We start from the raw sequence: 22,279 nt of genomic DNA on the forward strand, positions 1-22,279 counted from the left end.
CCGTCCACGCGCAAGGCGCGAGCGCGACGACCCGGTTCAGTCCCCTGCCTCCGACTCGTACAGCTCGAACCAGATCGACTTCCCCGCCCCCTGCGGATCCACGCCCCACGCCGGGCCGCCTCCGCATCGAGCGTGACGGTCCCGGCTCCGTTGTCCCAGCGCCACAGGCCGGTCGCGGTCGCGGCCAGGACGTCCGCGGTGCGCATTGCCCCAATTTAAGAAGATCTGCTCCATGGATGCCACCGAGGAATGCTGTCCGGGGCCCGCCCGGGCGCGGTCCGACGCCCGCCGTCGCGCCCCGGATGATCTTGAAATGTCAATGTCAATGATTCCGTGCCGGTGCGGGCGGTAGCCTGGGGAGGCTGAATCCACCCCGAACCGCGAAGACTGGATGAACGAGAATGCATCGGTACAGGTCCCACACCTGCGGCGAGCTCCGCGCCTCTGACGTCGGCACCGACGTCCGGCTGAGCGGCTGGCTGCACAATCGCCGAGACCTGGGTGGCATCCTCTTCATCGATCTGCGCGACCACTACGGTCTGGTGCAGCTCGTCGCCCGTCCCGGCACCCCCGGCAACGAGGCCCTGGCGAAGCTCACCAAGGAGACCGTCGTACGGATCGACGGCAAGGTCTCCGCGCGCGGTGCCGACAACGTCAACCCGGAGCTCCCGACCGGCGAGATCGAGATCGAGGTCACCGAGGTCGAGGTGCTGGGCGAGGCCGCCCCGCTGCCCTTCACGATCAACACCGAGGACGGGGTCAACGAGGAGCGGCGCCTGGAGTACCGCTTCCTCGACCTGCGCCGCGAGCGCATGCACCGCAACATCATGCTGCGCTCGGCGGTCATCGCCTCGATCCGCGCCAAGATGGTGGCCCTCGGTTTCAACGAGATGGCGACCCCGATCCTCACCGCGACCTCCCCCGAGGGCGCCCGTGACTTCGTCGTCCCGTCCCGTCTGAACCCGGGCAAGTTCTACGCCCTGCCGCAGGCCCCGCAGCAGTTCAAGCAGCTGCTGATGATCTCCGGCTTCGACCGCTACTTCCAGATCGCGCCGTGCTTCCGCGACGAGGACGCCCGCGCGGACCGTTCGCCCGGCGAGTTCTACCAGCTCGATGTCGAGATGTCGTTCGTCGAGCAGGAGGACGTCTTCCGGCCGATCGAGAAGCTGATGACCGAGCTCTTCGAGGAGTTCGGCAACGGCCGCCACGTCACCTCGCCGTTCCCGCGCATCCCGTTCCGCGAGGCGATGCTGAAGTACGGCAACGACAAGCCGGACCTGCGCGCCCAGCTGGAACTGGTCGACATCTCCGACATCTTCGCCGACTCGGAGTTCAAGGCGTTCGCCGGCAAGCACGTCCGTGCCCTCCCGGTCCCGGACACCGCGGGCCAGTCCCGGAAGTTCTTCGACGGCCTCGGCGACTACGCCGTCCAGCACGGTGCCAAGGGCCTGGCCTGGGTCCGCGTCGGCGAGGACGGCACCCTTGCCGGTCCGATCGCCAAGTTCCTGACCGAGACCGACATCAAGACCCTCACCGAGCGTCTGTCCCTCGTCCCCGGCCATGCGGTCTTCTTCGGCGCGGGCGAGTTCGACGAGGTCTCCAAGATCATGTCCGTTGTTCGCGTCGAGGCCGCCAAGCGCGCCGGCCACTTCGAGGAGGGCGTCTTCCGGTTCTGCTGGGTCGTCGACTTCCCGATGTACGAGAAGGACGAGGACACCGGCAAGATCGACTTCTCGCACAACCCCTTCTCGATGCCCCAGGGCGGCATGAAGGACCTGGAGGAGAAGGACCCGCTGGACATCCTCGCCTGGCAGTACGACATCGTCTGCAACGGCATCGAGCTGTCCTCCGGCGCCATCCGCAACCACGAGCCCGACGTGATGCTCAAGGCCTTCGAGATCGCCGGCTACGACCGCGAGACCGTCGAGCACGAGTTCGCGGGCATGCTCCGCGCCTTCCGTCTCGGCGCCCCGCCGCACGGCGGCATCGCCCCGGGCGTCGACCGCATCGTGATGCTCCTGGCCGACGAGCCCAACATCCGCGAGACGATCGCGTTCCCGCTCAACGGCAACGCCCAGGACCTGATGATGGGCGCGCCGACCGTGCTGGACGAGGCACGGCTGCGCGAGCTGAACATCCAGCTCCGCAAGCCCGCCGCGACGGCGAAGGAGAAGGCCGAGGACTTGGTAGTGAGGGACACCGGCGCGAAGTAAGCGTCAGCGGTTCCGCTTCTGTTCCACGTGAAACAGCCCCCGGCCGGACGGCCGGGGGCTGTTCGCTGAGTGCGCCCGCGCCCCGCCTCGCACGGCGCCGTCCGCCCGGAGCGCTCAGCTGGTGACGCGCGTGTAGGTGAGGAACGCCGCGCCGCTCTTGAGGGCGGTGTGGTCGGTGAGCGTCCAGGTGCGCGGGTCGAAGGCGGCCTTGCGGGAGAACAGAGGGATTCCGTCGCCGATGGTCAGCGGGCCGACCTTGAGGATCCTCCGCAGAGATGAAGGGCCCTACACCCACGAAACGGTTCCGGGCCTTTCCGCGGGCGTGTCCGGCGGGCGGTACAGCCGTATGGCCCTCGTGCGGATTCGCGCGCGCGTGTCGCGGCGTTAACTGGGTTCAGCGGGACGAGGCGTGACGGGGAGCTCACCCGCGCTGCCTTCGACCACGATCGCTGAGGAGTACCCGTGTCCGTGTTCCGTCCGTCGGCTGCCCGGCGTCCCCCGTACGCCGTCTGCGCCGGAACGTGTGCCGCCACGATCCTGCTGCTCACCGCCTGCGGCAGCAGCTCCGACTCTGTCACCGGTGCCCGCGAGGTCCGGGGGGCCGCCACGGCTTCCGCCGGTGTCGCGGGACCGCAGGCTGACGGGGCACGGGGGCGGGCCGCCCCCGGTCCGTACGCGCCGCGCATCATCCCCCGCGAGATCCCCGCGCTGGGGCCGAAGACCAGGTTCGCGATCCCGGCGGATTCGCGGCAGGCACTCGTCGTCACCGGCGACGCCTACGACTCCAGCCTGTCCACCGCGGTCCTGTACACCCGCGACGACCCCGCCCAGGGCTGGCGCGCGGCCACGGAACGCTGGCCGGCCCGCAACGCCCTGAACGGCTGGACGGACGAGCACTGGGAGGACGACCTCCGCACCCCGACGGGGGTCTACGGACTGACGTCCGCGGGCGGCCTGCTCGACCCCCCGGGGACCATGCTCCCGTACAACCAGAGCCCGGCGTTCGCGTTGAGCGGCGAGGGGTTCGACGGGGAGTCGCTGGAGGGTTCTTTCGACTATGTCATCGCCATCGACTACAACCGGATCCCCGGCGCCTCACCCCTGGACCAGAAGCGTCCGCTCGGCCAGGAGCGGGGCGGCGGCATCTGGATCCATGTGGACCACGACGGCCCGACCCAGGGCTGTATCTCGCTCCCCGAGGACCGGATGAGGGAACTGCTGCGACTCCTCGACCCGGCGAAGAAGCCGGTCGTCGTGATGGGGGACGCACAGGGGCTGGAGCGGTGAATCCCCGGTACGGGCCCGGCGCCGGGCCCGTACGCCGATGGCACCGGCCCCCGTGGCGGGGCCGGTGCCATCGTCCGGATGGTGCGCTCAGGCACCGTCAGCGCGGGACGTGGACCCCGGGCGTCAGCCCTGGCGCGCGTCCGTGACCTTCCCCGTGAGAAGGGGGCCCTCCAGCCACTCGTCCTCCTTGAGGATGTACACCTGCATCCGCAGGGACTCCTCCGACTCGGTCAGCGCGTCGGTGACCGTGGGCACGGACACTTCGGTGCTCGTCCCGCCCTTGGGGACGGACACCCAGAGGGAGGGACTGTCCGTGGACAGGGGCCGCTCCGGGTCGGCGGCCTGGCCGATTTCGGAGAGCCACTCCTCGTCGACGTCCTTCGTGGACAGCTCCGTGCCCTCGCGCACCGGCAGGAGGTCGAGTCGCGTCTCGAAGGCGGTGTCGGCGGGCTGGGAGAGCTCCACCTTCCAGGTGAGCTTCTGGCCCTCGGTGACCGAGTCGGCGACCGGGGTCACGTCGACGGTGGGCACGGGGTCGTCGTTCTCGACCAGCAAGCCCCCGAAGGCGCCGCCGACCGCCGTGCCGCGCACGGCCTTGGCCGCGACCTCGTGGCGGAGGTCGTAGTTGTAGCGGGAGTTGCCCTTGACCGTGATCGACACGTCCACGGAGCCACCGGCCTTCACCGACACGGTGCGGACGGTGGACTTGTAGGTCTCCGGGTCGCGGACGGCGAGCTTGATCACGCCGGTGCCCTTGCCGGTGACTTGGACGGGTACGCGGTAGGTGCGGGTGCCGGAGTCGCCCTCCTTGACCGTCAGCCGGCCGATGTCGACACGTGGGAGCGCGACGGGGCGTACCGCCGGGGTGCCGGGGCGCCAGCCCCAGGCGTCCATCAGCCAGAGCTCGCCGGAGCCGCTGCGCGGGGTGAGCTCCAGCGACTGCGTCCGCTTCAGGTCGACACCGGCGCTGACGGCGGCCTTCAGCGGGACGCGGACCTCACGCGCCCAGTGCGCTGCCGTCGATGCGGAGCCGGGAAGGCCGTCGACGGTGACCTGACCGAGCCTCACCCGCTTGCCGGAGGTGTCGGTGAGGGCGACGTCGAGCCGGGTGCCCCGAGTGTTCGGCGGCGTTATCACCCGCAGGGCGAGCGCGTCGGAGCCCGCCAGCGAGAAGGCACGCTCCGGCGTCAGCCGGACCGGGGTGCCCGGCTTGGTCCAGCGGGCCGTGACCGCGTTGCGGCCCGGCTCACTGGTGGTGTCCGCCCAGGACACGAAGTGCGGCGACCTACCGGGGTCGGAGTCCGGCCTGCAGGCCCGGGTGGTGCTCGTCGTGATCTGCCGGCACACGCGCCCGTTCGTCACCGAGAGCGGGTCGTCGGGCCGGATCGCCGGGGTGCGGTTGCCGCCGACGGCGTGGGTCAGCACCCGGGCGGGGCCGGCCGAGGGCGCGCGCCGGTCGGAGCCGTCGAGCAGCGGGCGGACCCGGTCGTCGCCCGCGAGGAAGAGCCGCGCGGCGGCGGCGATGTAGGTGGTGCCCGCCGTCTGCTGCTGCTTGGCGCTCAGCCGGGTCTTGGCCTGTGCCGAGCAGACCGGGTCCGGGTTGTCCTCGTCGTCCCAGAAGTCGTCGGCGGCCGGGGCCTCGGCCTGGCCGGGCGTCCACTCCGTGTTGAAGAAGTTGTGGTTGGCGCCGACCATGTACACCGCGCTGTGCAGCGCAGTGCCCCGGCCGATGCCCCGGGTGCCGTCGAGGTAGATCTGGCCCTGGAGATCGCTCACATCGCCGTCGCAGCCCGGCAGGATGGTCATGGAGGGCACGTCGGGCGTGGGGTTCTGGCCGAAGATGGTGGGGCCGATCAGGACGGTGCCGCGGATCCGCCAGCCCACCGGTCCCCGGTAGCCGTCCTCGGCGGGCGGCGGCGGGGAGATGCTGTCGAGAGCCGCCCGGTTGACGCCCTCGCCGCCCCGGGAGTGGCCGACCAGGAGCACCTTCGAGAGGTCCGCGGGCTCCGTCGCGCGCACGGCCTCGGGGGCCTTCGAGGGGTTCGCGCCCCACTCCGCCCAGCGGGCGAGGTGCCGGCGCACCAGGGACGATCGGGCCTGCGCCCCGAAGTCGGCTGCGCGGCCGTCCTGAGCGTTGACACCGTTCGCGGAGATGGAGACCGTCACATAGCCCTGGGACGCCAGGCGCTTCTGGTCGTGCAGAAAGCCGCGGTAGCTCGGGACCGCCTTGTCGCCCGGCTTGCACGGCCACTGCATGCCCGCGCTGTTCTTGCCGGGCTCGTAGCAGGTGGCGCTGCGGCCGTGGAGGAAGAGCGCCAGCGGTCGCTTCCCCGGCGCGTTTGTCGGGCCGACGACCGTGGCGCGCATCTCCACGGGCTCGGCGTAGCCCGGCAGCCTCACCGACTTCAGGACGTACTCACCGCTGATGGTGCCGTACTTACCGGCGACACCGGGGTCGACCGGGTTGGCGGGGAACGGGTCCTGGGGCGCCGCCGCGGCCGACAAGCGCCGCTGACCGGGTGCCTGGTCAGCCCCTGCGGCGTCCAGCCGCCGCGAACCGGCGACCACCTGGAGTTCGCTCACCGGTCCGACCCTCGCCCCGTCGAGGCGGAGCCGGAAGGTGCGTTGGTCGGGGGAGGGCTTCGGGACGCCGAGGGTCCGCTCCCCCGAGCGGAACTCGACCAGGGCGCCGCCCATGCCCACGGGCTCGGGCGAACTCCAGATCAGCTCCCCGCCCTCGACACGCCACCCCTGCGGCAGCCGCTCCCCGGAGGCGCCCGGCGGCGCGCCGGGTATGGACTCGGCGGCCGGCTGCGCGTGCGCCGGCCCTGGCGCACCCGCCGACAGCGCCATGGCCGCCAAGGCAGCCGTCAGCGCGCGTGAGACCTGTCTCACGTTGGTGTCTCCTCGTTGTTGGTCGTGCTTCAGCGCCCCAGGAATCCCAGGAGCACCCCCCGCACCGGGGAGAGGGTGACGTGTCGTCACCGGTTGTCCACCTCGGGAAATCTGACAGGAATCTGACAGGAACCGAACAGGAGCCGAATAGGAGCCGATCAGGAGCCGGACGGGAGCCGGACGGGAGTCATGGGACCGGTCCGCTGATCGAGGGATCCTGGCCCGGAGCAGCGGTACGACGTCCGTGCGGCGAACCGTGACCTGCCCGCTGCGACGCGAATCGCCTGGTTCTTCATGGCTGCACCGGCTTCCGTAGTCGTCGCCCTGCCGGCCTTCATGCTGAAAAGGTGCTCAGGGACAGGACAACCCGAGGCTGTCTTCGTAGCCGGCACGGCGTTCACCGGCTGCATGGTCCTTTGCCCCGGAGTGCTGATCGCGGCCTTCGGTACCTGACTGGACAGCGAGCAGAACGCCAAAGGCCCGGACAGGCAGCGCTGTCCGGGCCACAAATGGTTCGAATCCGTCACCCACGACTACGAACGTCGAAGGGCCCCACTGCAAGGGTGGTTTCCAGCGGTCTCGGCCCTTGCCCGTGCGTACATCCGGTTACGCCGGCTTCTCCTCCAGGCGGGGGAACAGCACCGCGCCCTTCGTCACCGTTGCGCCCACCGGGAGCCGGCCCCAGGTGCCCGCGTCCTGCACGCGCTGGTCGGCCAGCGCACCCAGGGACTCCTCGGCGCCCAGCGACTCCCACAGCTTCTGCGAGGTCTCCGGCATCACGGCGTTCAGCAGCACCGCGACACCGCGCAGCGACTCGGCGGCCGTGTAGAGGATCGTCGCGAGGCGGGCCTGGCCCTCGGGGGAGGTGTCCTTGGCGACCTTCCAGGGCTCCTGCTCCGTGATGTAGCCGTTGACCTGCTTCACGAAGTCGAAGACCGCCAGGATGCCGGCCTGGAAGTCCAGCTCTTCGCCGATCTTCTGGTCGGCCGTGGCGACGGCCTTCGCCAGCCCCTCCTGGACCGCCTTCTCGGCGTCACCCGCGGCGGTGGCCTCCGGGAGCGCCCCGCCGAAGTACTTGCCGACCATGGCGGCGACACGCGAGGCGAGGTTGCCGTAGTCGTTGGCGAGCTCGGAGGTGTAGCGGGCGGAGAAGTCCTCCCAGGAGAACGAGCCGTCGCTGCCGAACGCGATGGCGCGCAGGAAGTACCAGCGGTACGCGTCCACGCCGAAGTGCGAGGTCAGGTCCTGCGGCTTGATGCCCGTCAGGTTCGACTTCGACATCTTCTCGCCGCCGACCATCAGCCAGCCGTTGGCCGCGACCCGGCCCGGCAGCGGCAGACCCTGCGCCATCAGCATCGCGGGCCAGATCACCGCGTGGAACCGGAGGATGTCCTTGCCGACCAGGTGGACGTCGGCGGGGAAGGTCGCGTCGAACTTCTCCTGGTTGGCGCCGTAGCCGACCGCCGTGGCGTAGTTGAGCAGGGCGTCGACCCACACGTAGATGACGTGCTTCTCGTCCCACGGCACCGGGACGCCCCAGTCGAAGGTCGAGCGGGAGATGGAGAGGTCCTGCAGGCCCTGCTTGACGAAGTTCACGACCTCGTTGCGGGCGGACTCGGGCTGGATGAAGCCCGGGTTGTTCGCGTAGAACTCCATCAGCTTCGGGCCGTAGGCGCTCAGCTTGAAGAAGTAGTTCTCCTCCTTGAGGATCTCCACCGGCTTCTTGTGGATCGGGCACAGCTTGACGCCGTTCTCGTCCTCGATGAGGTCGCCGGGGAGCTTGTACTCCTCGCAGCCCACGCAGTACGGGCCCTCGTACCCGCCCTTGTAGATCTCGCCCTTGTCGTACAGGTCCTGCACGAACTCCTGCACCCGGTCGGTGTGCCGCTTCTCCGTCGTACGGATGAAGTCGTCGTGCCTGATGTTCAGGTGCTCCCAGAGGGGCTTCCATGCCTCCTCGACGAGCTTGTCGCACCACTCCTGCGGAGTGACGTTGTTCGCCTCGGCAGTGCGCATGATCTTCTGACCGTGCTCGTCCGTGCCGGTGAGGTACCACACCTTCTCGCCGCGCTGGCGGTGCCAGCGCGAGAGCACGTCGCCTGCGACGGTCGTGTAGGCGTGGCCCAGGTGAGGAGCGTCGTTGACGTAGTAGATGGGGGTCGAGACGTAGTACGCCTTCGCCCCCTGCTTCTCGGATCCAGTGGCCGCCATGGTCGAAATCCTAACGGCCTGCGGAAGATCAACTCACACCGATAAACCGGGCCCAGTGCGCGGAGACCTTTGCGAAACATTCCTTCCCGTAACAAAGACGCATCCTGGGAGGGAGTGGACACGCATGCACGAGGCAAGGGACATCACGATGCGGGTACTGGTCGCCGAGGACGAGGAGATCCTGGCGGAGCTGGTCGCCACCGGGCTGCGGCGGGCAGGGTTCGCCGTCGACACGGTGTACAGCGGCGACGCCGCCCTCGCCTACCTGGGGCTGCACGACTACGACGTCGTCGTCCTCGACCGCGACCTGCCGCGGGTGCACGGCGACGACGTGGCACGGGGGCTGGTCGCCTCCGGCTCGCGGACCAGGATCCTGATGCTCACCGCCGCCGGTTCCATGGAGGACCGGGTCGCCGGCCTCGACCTCGGCGCCGACGACTATCTGGGCAAGCCGTTCGAGTTCCCCGAGCTGGTGTCGCGGGTTCGGGCGCTGCGGCGGCGCAGTGCCCGCCCCGTACCACCGCAGCTGGAGCGGCACGGCATCCGGCTCGACACCGTACGGCGCACCGCTTCCCGCGAGGGGCGGGAGCTGGACCTCTCGCCGAAGGAGTTCTCGGTGCTGCAATTGCTGCTGGAGGCCGACGGCGGGACCGTCAGCGCGGAGGAGCTGCTGGAGCGTGCCTGGGACGCCAACGCCGATCCGTTCACCGGCGCGGTCCGCGTCTGCATGAGCAAGCTGCGCGGGAAGCTCGGGGAACCGGCCCTGATCCGTACGGTGCAGGGCGTGGGGTACGCCCTGTGAAGCGCCTGTTGCGCGTTCCGCGTGTCCAGCACTCCACGATCCGGACGAGGATCGCGCTCGTGTACGGCGGGGTGTTCCTGGTGCTCGGGACGGCGATGCTCACCACCGTCAACCTTGCCGCCCGCGCGGGTACGGACTCCCAGGCGCGCGCCATCGCCCGCACGGCCGTGGTCGTCCAGCCCGGATATGCGGTGAACGGCCCTCTCATCACCCGGCGCAGCCTCGGGCCGCCCACCGTCTACGACCTCACCGACGACGTCAGCGACGCGGCCGGTCATCAGCTGCTCGTGTGGTCCGCGGCCTCGCTGCTCGTCATGACGGCCTGCGCGGTCGGCGTGGGGTGGTGGACCGCGGGGCGGGTCCTGCGGCCCGTCCACACCATGACCGCGAAGGCGCGCCGGCTCTCCGAGCACACCCTGCACGAACGGATCGCGTCCAGCGGCCCCGACGACGAACTGAAGGAGCTCGGCGACACGTTCGACGCGCTGCTGGCCCGGCTGGAGAAGGCGTTCGACAGCCAGCGGCGGTTCATCGCCAACGCCTCGCACGAGCTGCGGACACCGCTCGCCACCCAGCGGGCCGCGATCCAGATCGGCCTCGACGATCCGTCCCAGGAGGATCTCGTACGGACCCGGCAGACGCTGCTGGACAACAACCGGCGCAGCGAGCGCCTCATCGAGGGGCTGCTGGTCCTGGCGCGCAGCGAGCGCGGGCTCGCCGCGGGCGAGCGGGAAGCGGTGGACCTTGCCCAGGTGGTGGCGGAGGAGGTGGCCCGGCACCCGGGAGTGAAGGTCGATGCCGGGTCCTGTGCGGTACGGGGGAACCGGCTGCTGCTCGCTCAGCTGGTGGCGAATCTGCTGGCCAACGCCGTCACGTACAACGTGCCCGACGGGACGGTGGAGGTGTCCCTGGTGACGGCGGGCGACGGGGTGCTGCTGGAGGTGCGCAACACCGGACCGGTGGTGGATGCGGCGGACATCCCCGGGCTGTTCGAGCCGTTCCGGCGGGGCGAGGGCAAGGACCGGATGGGGCGCGGGTCGGGGCTCGGTCTCTCGATCGTTCGTTCCATCGCTGTGGCGCACGGCGGTACGGTCACGGCGGTGCCGGGCCCCGAGGGCGGGCTCGCCGTGACCGTACGCCTGCCGGTGGATCAGTTCTCGGCCGCAGCTTCGCGGGCCGTGATCCAGGCGGGGAGGGCGGCGAGGACCTCGCGGTAGAACGTGGTGTCCGCGACCTCGCTGGGGGCGGGGCCCGCGTGGAAGAACCCGGCGTTCGGGACGTCCAGCTTCCGCAGGAAGTCGAAGCCCTTCGCGTCCTCGTCGCCGAATGCGACGAACTGGAAGAACAGCGGCAGCCGCGCCGCCTCGGCCAGTGCCTGCTTGGCGGGCTGCTTGGCGTCCGGCGGGCCGTCCGTCTGGAAGATCACCAGGGCGGGGCCGGTGGCCTCCGACTTCTCGTAGTGCGCGACGACCTCTTCGACGGCGCGGTGGTAGTTCGTACGGCCGAGGCGGCCCAGGCCCGCGTTCAGCTCGTCGATCCGGCCCTCGTACGAGGTGAGGTCGACCGTGCCCGTGCCGTCGATGTCGGTCGAGAAGAAGACGACGGGGACGGTGGCGTTCTCGTCCAGGTGGGCGGCGAGGGCCAGGGTGCGGTCGCCCAGGTGCTGGGCGCTGCCGTCCTTGTAGAACGGCCGCATGGAGCCGGAGCGGTCGAGGACCAGGTAGACGGTGGCGCGCAGCCCGGTCAGCCCGTGCGCCTCCAGCCCGGCCCGGGCGGCCTTGTACGAGTCGACGAGCCCGGGCGCGTGGGACTTGACCCGGGCGAGGGGGAGGGCGGGTTCGGAGGTCGGGGTTGCTTCGGGGGCCGTGCCGGCCGCGGTTTCGGCCTTCGGTTCGGTCTCGGCGGGGGCCTTGAGCTCGGCCTCGGCGGCGACGGGCTGCGGCTCGGCGGGGGCCTCGACCTCGGCGGTGGCGGGCTCGGCCTTCGGCTCGGCGGGGGTCTCGGCCTCGGTGGCAGGCGCGGCCACCGGCTCCGGCTCGGCCTCGGCGGGTGCCTCGGCCTCGACGGGCTCCAGATCGGCGGCGGGCTCGGGCTCGGCCTCGACGGCCGCGGTTTCGGCCTTCGGTTCGGTCTCGACGGGGGCCTTGACCTCGGCGGTGGCGGGCTCGGCCTTCGGCTCGGCGGGGGTCTCGGCCTCGGTGGCAGGCGCGGCCACCGGCTCCGGCTCGGCCTCGGCGGGTGCCTCGGCCTCGACGGGCTCCAGATCGGCGGCGGGCTCGGCCTTCGGCTCGGCGGGGGTCTCGGCCTCGGCGGCAGCCTCGGCCTCGACGGGCTCCAGTTCGGCGGCGGGCTCGGGCTCGGGCTCGACGGCAGCGGGCTCGGCGTCCGGTTCGGTCTCGGCGGGGGCCTCGACCTCGGCCTCGGCGGCGACAACGGCGGGCTCCGGCTCGGCCTCGGTGGCAGGCGCGGCCACCGGCTCCGGCTCGGTCTCGGCGACGACGGGTGCGGGCTGCGGCTCGGCCTCGGCAGTGGGTGCAACCACAGGCTCGGCGGGCTGCGGCTCGGCGGGAGCCTCGACCTCGGCGGCAGCAGGCGCGGCCTCAGGCTTGACCTCGGCAGTGGGCGCAGCCTCCGGCTCCGTAGCCACCGGCTCGACCTCGACCTCGTCGGGCTTCGCAGCCACCGGCTCCGTAACCTCGGCCTCCGGCTCCGCCGGCTTCGGCTTCGGCCTCGGGGCCGAGCCCTGTGCCGGGACCGTGGCGATGGAGGCCTTGTCGAAGGCCGCCGCCACCAGGTCCGATGCCAGACCGCTGTCGCCGGTGGCGGACCGGTGAGAGGCGGGTGCCGGTACCGAGGCCTTGGTGGCCGAGGCGGTTTCGCGCACCGAGGCGGTCTCCGCAGCCGACTCGTTCACCGTTACCGTGACCGGCTCCGACTCCGCGGGTGCGGTGCGTTCGGTCTGGGGCGGAACCGTGGCCGTCGGCGCCGGCGCGTCCTGCTCCGCGCGGTCGCGGCCGAACACCTTGCGCAGCAAGCTCCGAATGCCCATGGGCGAGGCCTTTCGCGTGAGTTGGGTGCGATAAATGTCCGACCTGCGGGATTCATCCCTGGCCAGGGCGGATACGTAAGGTTAGCGGCCGGATCCGGCCGTTCGGCGGTGCGGCCCGCCCGTGGGACAACTGAGCCGCAACCGATCCCTGACCGAGTCCTGTGCGCATGCCGTGCGGGCCTGATGTGCGTCGTTCAAATGTGCCTATCCGGTCCCGAGTTGCCTTGTTGGCGTGAGCGGCCGGTGTGTCTGACAAATAGTCAGACACACCGTTGTCTGTTTTATCCGCATGCGTTGTCAAGAAGGGCTCTCACATGGGAAAACGATCCCGCAGAACACGTCTTGCGGCCTGTGCCGTGGCGGCGGGGGCGATGCTTTCCGGCCTCGCGCCGGCAGCCGGTGCCACCCCGCAGCAACGGCTACGACAACGGCCGGCTGCTCCAGGCCACGCCGGAGACGGTCGACGGAGCCAGCCGGCTCGTCGGCAACGCGAAGACCCTGGAGTCGGCGTTCGGGCCCGAGGACCTCTACCTCGCGCACGGGCGCGGTGACGGGTTCCCGCCACAGCTCTGGTCGCTGAGCGAGCATGCGCCGTGCAAGTGCGGGGCGTGCAAGCGTGAGATGTACAGCTACAACATGGCGGAGGTGATCAGCGACTTCGGCTGATCCGGATGACCTGATCCGCATGACCTGACCCGACGCGCGTGCCGCACTAGAGTCGGTTGCATGGTTTCCGGTGAGGCGCCTCAGGCGGAGGGAAGCGTTCGGGTCGACGTCTGGATCTGGTCGGTCAGGCTGACGAAGACCCGTTCGCAGGCCGCTGCCGCCTGCCGCGCGGGACATGTGAAGGTTGCCGGCGAGCGCGCCAAGCCCGCCCAGGCGTTGCACGTCGGCGACGAGGTACGGCTCCGGCACGCGGGCCGGGACCGGATCGTCGTCGTGTCGAAGATCGTGAAGAAGAGGGTCGGCCCTCCGGTGGCGGCGGATTGCTTCGTCGACAACAGCCCGCCTCCGCCGCCGCGCGAGGTGGCGATCCAGGTTCCGGTACGGGACCGTGGCGCGGGGCGGCCGACGAAGCGGGACCGGCGGGAGATGGAGCGGTTGCGGGGGGCCGGGCCCACGGGGTGACCGGGGCCGTCCGGTGGCCTCGGGAGCAGCAGCCCGGACACGGAGGCTCGTTCCGGAGAGCGGACCGTCGAGGACCGGTGCGGCGACGGCCGCCCAGCCGGTCTTGAGCACCAGCGTGCCGAGCATGCGTCGTGTGTTCAGCCCAAGTAGCCCTCGACCTCGTCGGCCGGCCGGACCTTCGCCGCGGACGGGTCCTCGCCGAACTCACTGAGGGCGCGGCGCCGGCGCAACAGGTCCCAGCACTGCTCGAGCCGGACCTCCACCGTACGCAGGCGGGACTTCTCGTCCTCGGTGAGGCCCATGTCCTCGGTGGAGCGGTTGCGCAGCTCCCGTTCCTCGGAAATCAGTCCGCCGATGTTGTCGATGATGTCGCGTTCCTGGTCGTCCATGACGCCTCCTTCGGTCTTGCCGCGCGGGGCGTGGGATCAGAGCACGATGACCGTCTTGCCGCGTGCGCCGCCCGTCCGGTTCCGGTCGAGGGCCTGCGGGGCCTTCTCCAGCGGGAGTTCGATCTCGATGGGCACGCGCAATACGCCCTCGGCGACTCCCTCGGCCAGGACGTCGAGCAGGACCGGGGTGGGTTCGAGCCGGAAGTCGATGCCGGTCACGTCCGCGGGGAGGGCGGCTTCGGCGGCGACGCCCTGCGTGGTGAGGGCGATCCCGCCGCCGCGTACCAGCGCGGCACGGGCGGCGAAGGCGTCCGGGGTGGTGGAGACCAGGTCGACGAGTGCGTCGACGCCGGCCGGGCAGGTCTCCCGTACCGCCGCTTCGAGGGGGCGGTTCGTGGTGTCGATCGTGACGGTGGCGCCCAGGGCTGCCATCCGCTTGCGTTCGTCGCCGCGCACGGCCGCGAGCACACGTACGTCGCGGGCCGACGCGAGCTGGGTCAGACAACTGCCGACGCCGCCCGCCGCCCCGATGACCAGCAGGCTCTCGTGGCCGCGGAGCACGGCGATCTCCAGGATCTCGGCGGCCGTCATCCCTGCGGACGGCAGCGCCGCCGCGGTCCGCAGGGGGAGACCGTCCGGGACGAGCGTGACGGCGGAGTCCTGCGGTACGGACACGTAGTCGCAGTACGTACCGGCTCCGGACGCAGGCCCGGCCACCCGGCCGAAGACCTGGTCGCCGACCCGGAAACGGTTCCCGCCGCTGCCGATCATGTCCACCCGGCCCGCGAAATCCACGCCGACGACCAGCGGGAACACACGCGGGGCGGGTTCATCGTCCAGGGAGCCCTGTGCGACCTGCCAGTCGCACGGGTTGAGTGCGGCGTACTCGATCCTGACCCGTACCTCACCGGCTTTCGGCTCGGGCTTGGGTATCTCGACCAGTGCGGGGTCGGCCCGGAACGCGCTGACGGCTATGGCTCGCATGTGGAAGACCTTTCAGTCGTCCCCGATCCGGCAGTCACGAGATCCACTCTTCCCCGGCCCGCCCGCCGCCGCACGTCGAACCAGGTCCGCTACGGACGCTGCCCGTCGGCGGGTGCTTTGCGCGCCGCCCACAGCCGCCCGCCCGCCGCGCACAGCGCCACCGCCAGCCCCGTGGCGAACACGATCCACACCGTCGTGCGCAGCGAACCCGTCAGCGCGTCGTACACCGCCGCCACACTGCCCGCCTCGCCGTCCGGCACCTCGGACAGCACCCGGTCGCGGGCGGCCGCGATCAACGCGCGCAGCACGAGTGCCCCCAGCGCGAAGCCGACCCCGGCCACCGCCACGGCCGAGAGCGCGGCGAGCGCGGAGCGCCCGCGCCCCGGTCCGCCGCGCACCCAGGCCACGACCACGGTCAGGGCGGCGAACACGACCGTGCCCACGGCGGGCCACACGCTGCCGGCCCGCAGCCACCGGAAGGTCTGGCGCAGCCGGTCGGCGCGGTCGGCGGAGACGATCGTGATGTCGGTGTGCTGGACCGGGATCCGGTCGGCGAACGGCACCCCGTTCGCTTCCAGGTTCTGTTTGACCTGCTCGGTCACGGGCGCCAGATCGATGGTCACGGCCTCGCCGGTGTTGCCGTTCAGCGCGGCGGTGACGGCCTTGTGGGCGGTGCGGTTGGCGGCGTTCCACACGGCCTGGAAGGCGTCGGTGGTGGTGAAGGACATCACCGCCTCGTGCAGGAAGTCCCGCACGGTGCTCTGCAGCGGCCCGGCGTCGACCTGCGTCATCGTCGCGTCGGTGATGAGGTCGCCGACAGTGTTCCGTACCTCGGGGTCGGAGGCGAGCGGGGCCACCGCGGCGACGTAACGGTCCGTGTTGTCGATCTCCAGATCCACCCAGGCGGCGAGTGCGCTCAGCGGGACGAGCACGGCGAGCAGCACCAGCACCACCACCGCCCGAGCCGCCGAGTGATACGTCCGCATCCCTCCAGGAAATCCCGTATGGGAGCGGCGCGCCCCGGGCCCTGCGCCATCCGAGTTGCCGGGTGGCGCGGCCGGGTGTGCTCTGGAGGGAAAAGGGGCGACGGAAGGAGTACTCCGCCATGGCCACTCATGCAGCAATGCCGACCCGTGGACGGACCGGGGCCGGGGCGAGTGAACGTCGGCACAGCACGCTCGCCTGGGCCATACCCGTCACGCTGGGCGCGGCGTACGGCCTCTACGCCTCGTTCATCCTCCGCAACAACGGCGCGAGCGGCGGCCGGCAGTTCTGGTACGGCCTGATCTGCGCGGTGGTGCTCGCCGTTCTCTGCTTCGGGCTGGGCCGGATCCAGCACACCATGATTCCCCTGGTGCGGGCGGTGGCGTACGGCGCGCTGACAGCTGCGGCGATCGGCCTGCTGGTCGGGCTGACCGATTCGAGCGTGCTGCGGTCCTCGGCGCTGGGACTTGCGGTCGGCCTAGGGATGTTCATCACGGCCTTCTACATCTTCTACACGCGAGAGAAGACGTGAGTGCGTCTCTCTTCGCATCCTTGACCTTCCCCTTCGGCATGAGCAGGTACGGGGGCGCGAGGCGGTACGGGGTGGACGGGGTGAACGGGTGGGGCCGCGCCGACATGAGGACGGGCCCGCGCGGGGCGCGGGCCCGTCCTCATCTGTCACGCGGTCGCGGTCAGTCGCGCACGACCGTCACCGGGCACGGTGCGTGCTGGGTGACATGGAGGCTGACCGAGCCGAGCAGGGTCGCCTTGAAGCCGCTGTAGCCACGAGCCCCGACGACCAGCAGGTTCGCGCCCTTGGCGCGTTCCAGCAGGGACTGGGCCGGGTTGCCGATCACCACGACCCTGCTGACCGCGGCCGCGCCCTCGGCGCCCAGGGCCTCCTCCAGCGTCTCGGTGAGGGCCACGGTTGCCACCGCCTGCGGATCGAAGTCCTCCGGCATGCCCGGCATCATGGACGCCCAGCTGGTCGCGGGGTACTCCCAGCTGTTGACGGCCTCCACCGTGTCACCGGTCAGTTCCGCCTGGCGTACGGCCCAGTGCAGTGCCTTGATCGACGACTCGGAGCCGTCAACGCCCACCACGATCCTGCCCATCTCTGCCTCCAGCTCGGTTCGGCTCAGTGCGCAGAGGCGTCGTGCGAGAAAATGTCGCACGACGCATCTTTCGGTCCAACTCTAATCAAACCGGGCGGTACTCCGAGTCGCGGGTCCCCTCAGTCCAGCCGGAGGTCGGCGAGTTGCTGCTCGAACGGCACGACCTCGTCGTCGAGCCCGAGCACCCTCGACGCCCCGGAGGCCGCCCGGCCACCCGTGATCAGGGTGGCGAGCTCGCCGCCCGCGCGCCGGATGCGGGACGGCAGGCCGTCGGTGTACTCGTCGCCGGACGAGCCCCAGTCCTCCGACGCCGCGTACACGGAGGTCGGTACGACGGTGGCCCGCAGGTAGGCGAAGAGCGGACGCATCGCGTGTTCCAGCACGAGGGAGTGGCGGGCGGTGCCGCCCGTCGCCGCGATGACGACGGGCTTGCCGGTCAGTGCCGTGTTGTCGATCAGGTCGAAGAACGACTTGAACAGTCCGCTGTACGACGCGGTGAAGACGGGCGAGACGGCGATCAATCCGTCCGCCTCCGTCACCTCCTTGATCGCCTCGTCCAGGGTGCTGGGCGGGAACCCGGTGACCAGGTGGTTGGCGATGTCGACGGCCAGGTCGCGCAGATCGATCACCCGGACCTCGACCGTGCGGTCCTGCTCGGCCGCCAGGCGCTCGCGGGCGGCGCCGGCCAGCCGCTCGGCCAGCAGCCGGGTCGAGGACGGCTGGCTGAGCCCGGCCGATACGGCGACGATCCTCAGGGGCTCGGTGGCGAACGCGGTGGACACGGTGGTCAGGCCTCCTTCGTGGCCGTGCGGGCGGCGACGGCCGGGTGTACGGGGGCGGAGTCCGGGACTCCGGCCGGCCGCAGGTTGGCGAATTCCTTGCGCAGCACCGGGACGACCTCCTCGCCGAGGATGTCGAGCTGCTCCAGGACCGTCTTCAGCGGCAGCCCCGCGTGGTCCATCAGGAACAGCTGGCGCTGGTAGTCGCCGACGGCATCCCGGAAGGACAGGGTGCGCTCGATGACCTCCTGCGGGGAGCCGACGGTCAGCGGGGTCTGCCGGGAGAAGTCCTCCAGGGAAGGGCCGTGCCCGTAGACCGGTGCGTTGTCGAAGTACGGGCGGAACTCCCGTACCGCGTCCTGCGAGTTCTTCCGCATGAACACCTGGCCGCCGAGGCCGACGATGGCCTGCTCGGCGGTGCCGTGCCCGTAGTGCGCGTACCGCTGCCGGTAGAGGTTCACCATCTTCTTGGTGTGCTCGATGGGCCAGAAGATGTTGTTGTGGAAGAACCCGTCGCCGTAGTACGCGGCCTGCTCGGCGATCTCCGGGGAGCGGATCGAGCCGTGCCAGACGAACGGCGGGACGCCGTCCAGCGGGCGCGGGGTCGCTGTGAAGGACTGCAGCGGCGTACGGAACTTGCCCTCCCAGTCGACGACGTCCTCGCGCCACAGCTTGTGCAGCAGTGCGTAGTTCTCGATGGCGAGCGGGATGCCCTGGCGGATGTCCTTGCCGAACCAGGGGTAGACCGGGCCGGTGTTGCCGCGGCCCATCATCAGGTCGACACGGCCGTCCGCGAGGTGCTGGAGCGTGGCGTAGTCCTCGGCGATCTTCACCGGGTCGTTGGTGGTGATCAGCGTCGTGGACGTGGACAGGATCAGGTTCTCGGTGCGGGCGGCGATGTAGCCGAGCGTGGTCGTCGGCGAGGACGGGACGAACGGCGGGTTGTGGTGCTCGCCGGTGGCGAAGACGTCCAGGCCGACCTCCTCCGCCTTCTGCGCGATGGCGAGCGTGGCCTTGATCCGCTCGTTCTCGCTCGGTGTCCTGCCGGTCGTCGGGTCGGTGGTGACGTCTCCGACGGTGAAGATGCCGAACTCCATGGCCCGCCTCCAGAAACCTAGATTGGTTGAAGATTGAACTATATGAACACACCCTACAACGGAGTGCCCCCCTGACCTATTCCACGGGGGGTTTCACGGGCGGTGCGTACCTTGGACAGGATGTGCCGGGCCGGGTGCGGGCCGCGCCCTGGCGGAGGCAGGGCTGTGGGCGGGGATGGCGGCGACGGCGACGAGAGCGGGCCGCGGTGGCGCACCAGGAATGATAGTCGCTTGGTATCATTGCATCATGCTCTACAAGATGCCACGCCTGGATTCGGCCGACTTTCAGGTCCTGGAGCAGATCAACGGTCTGCGCGAACAGTTGCGGCATGCGGTGCAGCAGGCTCCGATGAAGTGGACCCTTGATCTGCGTAAGGCCCTGACGGCCAGCGCCATTGCGGCGTCGAACACGATCGAGGGTTACAGGGTCGATGCCGTGGACGTCGCCGACCTGATGGACGGCGAGCGCGAGGTCGAGGCCAGTGACGAGAACAAGGCGGAGACGCTGGCCTACCAACAGGCCATGACGTACATCCAGTCACTGCATGATGTGACCGATTTCCGCTACAGCAAGGAACTCCTCAACAGTCTGCACTGGATGCTCCGGGGGCATCACCACCCCCGCAAGCTCGCCGGGCAGTGGCGCAGGACCTCGATCCGCATCACCGCACCGGGCGACGAGCTCGCCACTGATTACGAAGGCCCTGATCAGGGGCGGGTTCCCGGGCTCATGAGCGAGTTCGTGGAGTGGCTCAACGAAGGCGACCCGGACAGTCATGTCCTGCTCCGTGCTGCCATGGCCCACCTGAACCTGGTGAAGATCCACCCCTGGTCCGACGGCAACGGCCGCATGTCCCGCTCGCTGCAGACCCTTCTCATTGCGCGCGGCGGCGTTCTCGCCCCCGAGTTCTCCTCGATCGAGGAATGGCTGGGCATGCCGGGCAACACCTGGGAGTACTACAAGGTGCTGCGAGAGGTCGGAGGGCCGGTCTGGTCGCCGGAGCGCGACACCTTGCCCTGGATCAAATTCAACCTGCTCGCCTACCACCAGCAGACTCAGCGGGTGCAACGCCGTGTCGACCGTTCCAATGACTGCTGGATGCAACTGATGGAGGAGACAGGTACACACGGAGTCACGGAGCGGCAGGTCACCGCGCTGCACGAGGTGGCAATGGTCGGCCGGGTGCGGCGTAGCCGCTACGAGAAGGCCGAAGCGATCAACACGCAGCAGGCCACGCGGGATCTGCAGGCACTCACCAAGGCGCAGTTGCTGACGGCCGTGGGCCGGACGAAAGGCCGCCACTACGTCGCGGGGCCGCGGTTTCCGGAGCGGGTGCTGGCCACCGCGCGTCGACATCACACCATCAGCAACCCGTATGCCGCATGATCCCGCGGCGTCGCACAGCTTCTGGTGCCCCTCCCGGCAAGCTCTGCCCCGTCGCGTCGCCCAGCACGCACGCTCGCGACACTCCTTCCGGGCAAACATTGCCGGTCACGGCGCTGGTCAGTCCCACGGCTCGCCCGTGGACGGGTCCAGTCCGGCTTCCCAACGTCGTTTCTGCTCACGCCAGTTGATGAAGGAAGGCTCTTTCGGGAGGACGACGCTGATCGTCTCCTCCTGGAACTCTTCGTCGGTGAGCAGTCTGCGGAGGAATTCCGCCATCCCGAAGGAGTGGACCTGGAAGGCGGGACTCGTGTGCCGCCCGCACACCAGCACGGGCCAGCGGTCGGGGTCGTCGTCCGTGGTCAGCCAGCAGTAGATGTCCGAGCCGGTGGTGACGCCCCAGGCCAGGATGGAGCCGGGGTCCACGTCCAGGGCGGCCCTGCCGCCGAGCATCTCCCAGGTGCCGCGGGCGTTCTCGGTCTCGTCCCGCAGTCCGGACCCGTCGAAGTAGGCGTCGGTGCGCGGAACCGGCAGCAGAATGCCGACTTCCCCGCTGAGCTGCCCCGCCCCGTACACCTCCATGAAGGCGACGTAGTCGGCCGGAAACCGGGTCCCCCAGATCTCCTCGACCGTGCTCCAGTCGATCCGCTCGTCCACGCCGTGCCGCGCCGGTACGAGCTGTGCGAGTGCCGCTGTCCGAGGGTTTCCGTCCACTGCCACTCCTTCTCGCGCATCTTCGGAGGGCCACAACGTACGCGATCACGCTCGCCGCGGGCGGCGAACCGTCCTACTTGCCGTGCTTCCGGCGCACCAGCTCGTTGATCCAGACGGGCGCGTACGGAGAGGTGCAGCCGGGGGGAGTCGGGTAGTCCTTGAGCACCTCCAGACGCTCACCGATGGCGATCGCACGGGCGCGGTACTCGGTGTGCTCGATCCCGATCCGGGCCAGGCAGTGGTTCATCGCCCACTGCAGGCGGTCCGGGGCGTTCTTCATCTCCGCCTCGATGACATCGAGCAGTCCTGCGAGGTCGAGGCCCTCGGGCTTCTTCGCCACACGTTCGGTGGTCAGCGCCCAACCGGCACTCGCCACTACCGGATCCGGATCGGCGGACCAGGCCAGGCGCAGATCCTCGGCGTGCGGGCTCTTCTTCACCACGTAGTTCACGAGCCAGTCGTGCACCTTGGGGGTGCGCGCCCCGCGCAGCATGGCGTCCAGCTCGTCCCGCTCGAACGCCTTCGGGCGGCAGATCAGGATCGCCAGCAGCCTCGCCGCGGTGTCGTCCGTCTCCCAGAGCCCGCACGCGAGCTCCTGCTGCGTCTTCAACCGATTGGCGAGCGCGCGCAGTTTGCCGAGGGTCACGCCGTGATCGTCACCGTGCCTCTCGTTCACGGCGCGTGCCTTCGGGTCCTCCAGCCCTGCCAGCTCGGCCAGCACCTCGGCCGGCGTTGTTCCGGTCGGATTCGTTCCGGCCACCTCGGCCTCCTGTTCATCATGTGCGGGATCCAGCCCAGGAGAGGAGCCGGCCTCCTGTCGTGAACGCCGGTCCGGCGCCGCGGCCGTACGGCGTTGGAGCCGGTATCCACGTTGCGTATCGTCGGCTCGGGCGGAATTGCGCGCCGCGCTTGCGGGTCGGGGCTGTCGGAGCCGGAGGAGCCGGCGGTGCTCGTGCTGTCCGAGTTGCCGACCGATGCCGGGCAGCACGCCCAGGTCTCGCCGGGGCGGGAGATCGAGACCCGGTTCCGGCCCCTGGACGAAGTGCGCGGATCGAAGTGCACGATGCCTCGGACCTGCCGCCGCAGGTACGCGATCCGGAGCCCGGTGCGTGCGGCGGGCGGGGGCTGGTGCCGGTGGGCGCGCCGGGCGGACCGCTGGGGGTACGGGGCACGGTGAGGGCCGGGAAAGGCCGTGTGGGCGGAGTCCGGCTCCGTTAAGCTCGGCCCATGACCTTCGTACCGTGCCGG

Annotated in this window: 20 protein-coding genes; 9 read left to right on the plus strand and 11 right to left on the minus strand. The window is 70.3% G+C overall.

All coding sequences use genetic code 11. The features are described from left to right. Positions 1–401: 401 nt before the first annotated feature. On the plus strand, positions 402–2,213 hold the full coding sequence (gene aspS / locus IEZ15_RS13305) for an aspartate--tRNA ligase (protein WP_189276723.1): 1,812 nt from the start codon (positions 402–404) through the stop codon (positions 2,211–2,213). 462 nt (positions 2,214–2,675) lie between these two features. Then, positions 2,676–3,500: a L,D-transpeptidase family protein gene (locus IEZ15_RS13310; protein WP_373302560.1), complete on the plus strand. Its 825-nt coding sequence runs from the start codon at positions 2,676–2,678 to the stop codon at positions 3,498–3,500. Positions 3,501–3,623: 123 nt separating this feature from the next. On the opposite strand, the gene IEZ15_RS13315 is transcribed toward IEZ15_RS13310, so the two are convergent. Together IEZ15_RS13315 and metG are read right to left on the minus strand one after the other, a co-directional pair. Next, positions 3,624–6,395: an alpha/beta hydrolase gene (locus IEZ15_RS13315; RefSeq protein ID WP_189276725.1), complete on the minus strand. Its 2,772-nt coding sequence runs from the start codon at positions 6,393–6,395 to the stop codon at positions 3,624–3,626. A gap of 606 nt (positions 6,396–7,001) precedes the next feature. Continuing rightward, the gene (gene metG, locus IEZ15_RS13320; RefSeq protein WP_114245428.1) at positions 7,002–8,606 is read right to left on the minus strand and encodes a methionine--tRNA ligase; all 1,605 of its coding nucleotides are present in this window, start codon (positions 8,604–8,606) and stop codon (positions 7,002–7,004) included. 148 nt (positions 8,607–8,754) lie between these two features. On the opposite strand from metG, the gene IEZ15_RS13325 reads away from it, so the two are divergent. Then, on the plus strand, positions 8,755–9,408 hold the full coding sequence (locus IEZ15_RS13325; protein WP_198677111.1) for a response regulator transcription factor: 654 nt from the start codon (positions 8,755–8,757) through the stop codon (positions 9,406–9,408). Further along, complete coding sequence (locus tag IEZ15_RS13330; protein ID WP_373302561.1) at positions 9,405–10,625, plus strand: sensor histidine kinase; 1,221 nt, start codon at positions 9,405–9,407, stop codon at positions 10,623–10,625. Before IEZ15_RS13325 ends, IEZ15_RS13330 begins: the two co-directional genes overlap by 4 nt. Here the strand turns inward: IEZ15_RS13330 and IEZ15_RS13335 are convergent. After that, complete coding sequence (locus tag IEZ15_RS13335) at positions 10,559–12,457, minus strand: VWA domain-containing protein (RefSeq protein WP_189276727.1); 1,899 nt, start codon at positions 12,455–12,457, stop codon at positions 10,559–10,561. The genes IEZ15_RS13330 and IEZ15_RS13335 overlap by 67 nt on opposite strands. 399 nt (positions 12,458–12,856) lie before the next feature. Between IEZ15_RS13335 and IEZ15_RS13340 the strand changes: the two genes are divergently transcribed. Then, positions 12,857–13,123 (plus strand): hypothetical protein, encoded by a 267-nt coding sequence (locus IEZ15_RS13340; protein WP_189276729.1) that lies wholly within the window; start codon positions 12,857–12,859, stop codon positions 13,121–13,123. 60 nt (positions 13,124–13,183) lie between these two features. Further along, entirely contained in the window at positions 13,184–13,585 is a 402-nt protein-coding gene (locus tag IEZ15_RS13345; RefSeq protein WP_114245425.1) for an RNA-binding S4 domain-containing protein, read from the plus strand. A gap of 137 nt (positions 13,586–13,722) precedes the next feature. Here the strand turns inward: IEZ15_RS13345 and IEZ15_RS13350 are convergent, their stop codons facing one another. From IEZ15_RS13350 to IEZ15_RS13360, 3 genes are all read right to left on the minus strand, one after another. After that, complete coding sequence (locus IEZ15_RS13350) at positions 13,723–13,974, minus strand: DUF2630 family protein (protein ID WP_114245424.1); 252 nt, start codon at positions 13,972–13,974, stop codon at positions 13,723–13,725. A gap of 36 nt (positions 13,975–14,010) precedes the next feature. Beyond that, complete coding sequence (locus IEZ15_RS13355) at positions 14,011–14,958, minus strand: NADP-dependent oxidoreductase (RefSeq protein WP_189276731.1); 948 nt, start codon at positions 14,956–14,958, stop codon at positions 14,011–14,013. 89 nt (positions 14,959–15,047) lie between these two features. After that, positions 15,048–15,944 (minus strand): hypothetical protein, encoded by an 897-nt coding sequence (locus tag IEZ15_RS13360; protein WP_189276733.1) that lies wholly within the window; start codon positions 15,942–15,944, stop codon positions 15,048–15,050. Between the two features lie 119 nt (positions 15,945–16,063). On the opposite strand from IEZ15_RS13360, the gene IEZ15_RS13365 reads away from it, so the two are divergent. Further along, positions 16,064–16,474 (plus strand): hypothetical protein, encoded by a 411-nt coding sequence (locus IEZ15_RS13365; RefSeq protein WP_189276735.1) that lies wholly within the window; start codon positions 16,064–16,066, stop codon positions 16,472–16,474. Positions 16,475–16,634: 160 nt separating this feature from the next. On the opposite strand, the gene IEZ15_RS13370 is transcribed toward IEZ15_RS13365, so the two are convergent. The 3 genes from IEZ15_RS13370 to IEZ15_RS13380 form a co-directional block, all read right to left on the minus strand. Then, positions 16,635–17,057 carry a universal stress protein gene (locus tag IEZ15_RS13370; protein ID WP_114245420.1) on the minus strand — a complete coding sequence of 141 codons (423 nt, stop codon included), beginning with the start codon at positions 17,055–17,057 and terminating at the stop codon, positions 16,635–16,637. Positions 17,058–17,176: 119 nt separating this feature from the next. After that, positions 17,177–17,839 (minus strand): FMN reductase, encoded by a 663-nt coding sequence (locus IEZ15_RS13375; protein WP_189276737.1) that lies wholly within the window; start codon positions 17,837–17,839, stop codon positions 17,177–17,179. Positions 17,840–17,844: 5 nt separating this feature from the next. Further along, the gene (locus IEZ15_RS13380) at positions 17,845–18,933 is read right to left on the minus strand and encodes an LLM class flavin-dependent oxidoreductase (protein ID WP_114245418.1); all 1,089 of its coding nucleotides are present in this window, start codon (positions 18,931–18,933) and stop codon (positions 17,845–17,847) included. 247 nt (positions 18,934–19,180) lie between these two features. Between IEZ15_RS13380 and IEZ15_RS13385 the strand changes: the two genes are divergently transcribed. Further along, positions 19,181–20,320 carry a Fic family protein gene (locus IEZ15_RS13385; RefSeq protein ID WP_189276739.1) on the plus strand — a complete coding sequence of 380 codons (1,140 nt, stop codon included), beginning with the start codon at positions 19,181–19,183 and terminating at the stop codon, positions 20,318–20,320. Positions 20,321–20,437: 117 nt separating this feature from the next. Here IEZ15_RS13385 and IEZ15_RS13390 read toward each other — a convergent pair whose 3' ends face one another. Together IEZ15_RS13390 and IEZ15_RS13395 are read right to left on the minus strand one after the other, a co-directional pair. Continuing rightward, positions 20,438–21,031 carry an SMI1/KNR4 family protein gene (locus IEZ15_RS13390; RefSeq protein ID WP_189276741.1) on the minus strand — a complete coding sequence of 198 codons (594 nt, stop codon included), beginning with the start codon at positions 21,029–21,031 and terminating at the stop codon, positions 20,438–20,440. Positions 21,032–21,104: 73 nt separating this feature from the next. Then, on the minus strand, positions 21,105–21,791 hold the full coding sequence (locus tag IEZ15_RS13395; RefSeq protein WP_189276743.1) for a DNA alkylation repair protein: 687 nt from the start codon (positions 21,789–21,791) through the stop codon (positions 21,105–21,107). 186 nt (positions 21,792–21,977) lie between these two features. Here IEZ15_RS13395 and IEZ15_RS13400 point away from each other — a divergent pair, with 186 nt between their 5' ends. Beyond that, entirely contained in the window at positions 21,978–22,208 is a 231-nt protein-coding gene (locus IEZ15_RS13400; RefSeq protein WP_229845867.1) for a hypothetical protein, read from the plus strand. Positions 22,209–22,279 lie beyond the last annotated feature (71 nt).

The organism is Streptomyces atratus (assembly GCF_014648655.1).
Lineage (GTDB): Bacteria > Actinomycetota > Actinomycetes > Streptomycetales > Streptomycetaceae > Streptomyces > Streptomyces atratus.

Coding starts and splice junctions, on each gene's coding strand:
- IEZ15_RS13350 (WP_114245424.1), bottom strand. CDS start 13,974: ATGGACGACCAGGAACGCGACATCATCGACAACATCGGCGGACTGATT.
- metG (WP_114245428.1), bottom strand. CDS start 8,606: ATGGCGGCCACTGGATCCGAGAAGCAGGGGGCGAAGGCGTACTACGTC.
- IEZ15_RS13385 (WP_189276739.1), top strand. CDS start 19,181: ATGCTCTACAAGATGCCACGCCTGGATTCGGCCGACTTTCAGGTCCTG.
- IEZ15_RS13380 (WP_114245418.1), bottom strand. CDS start 18,933: ATGGAGTTCGGCATCTTCACCGTCGGAGACGTCACCACCGACCCGACG.
- IEZ15_RS13345 (WP_114245425.1), top strand. CDS start 13,184: ATGGTTTCCGGTGAGGCGCCTCAGGCGGAGGGAAGCGTTCGGGTCGAC.
- IEZ15_RS13335 (WP_189276727.1), bottom strand. CDS start 12,457: ATGGGCATTCGGAGCTTGCTGCGCAAGGTGTTCGGCCGCGACCGCGCG.
- IEZ15_RS13360 (WP_189276733.1), bottom strand. CDS start 15,944: ATGCGGACGTATCACTCGGCGGCTCGGGCGGTGGTGGTGCTGGTGCTG.
- aspS (WP_189276723.1), top strand. CDS start 402: ATGCATCGGTACAGGTCCCACACCTGCGGCGAGCTCCGCGCCTCTGAC.
- IEZ15_RS13325 (WP_198677111.1), top strand. CDS start 8,755: ATGCGGGTACTGGTCGCCGAGGACGAGGAGATCCTGGCGGAGCTGGTC.
- IEZ15_RS13365 (WP_189276735.1), top strand. CDS start 16,064: ATGGCCACTCATGCAGCAATGCCGACCCGTGGACGGACCGGGGCCGGG.
- IEZ15_RS13370 (WP_114245420.1), bottom strand. CDS start 17,057: ATGGGCAGGATCGTGGTGGGCGTTGACGGCTCCGAGTCGTCGATCAAG.
- IEZ15_RS13355 (WP_189276731.1), bottom strand. CDS start 14,958: ATGCGAGCCATAGCCGTCAGCGCGTTCCGGGCCGACCCCGCACTGGTC.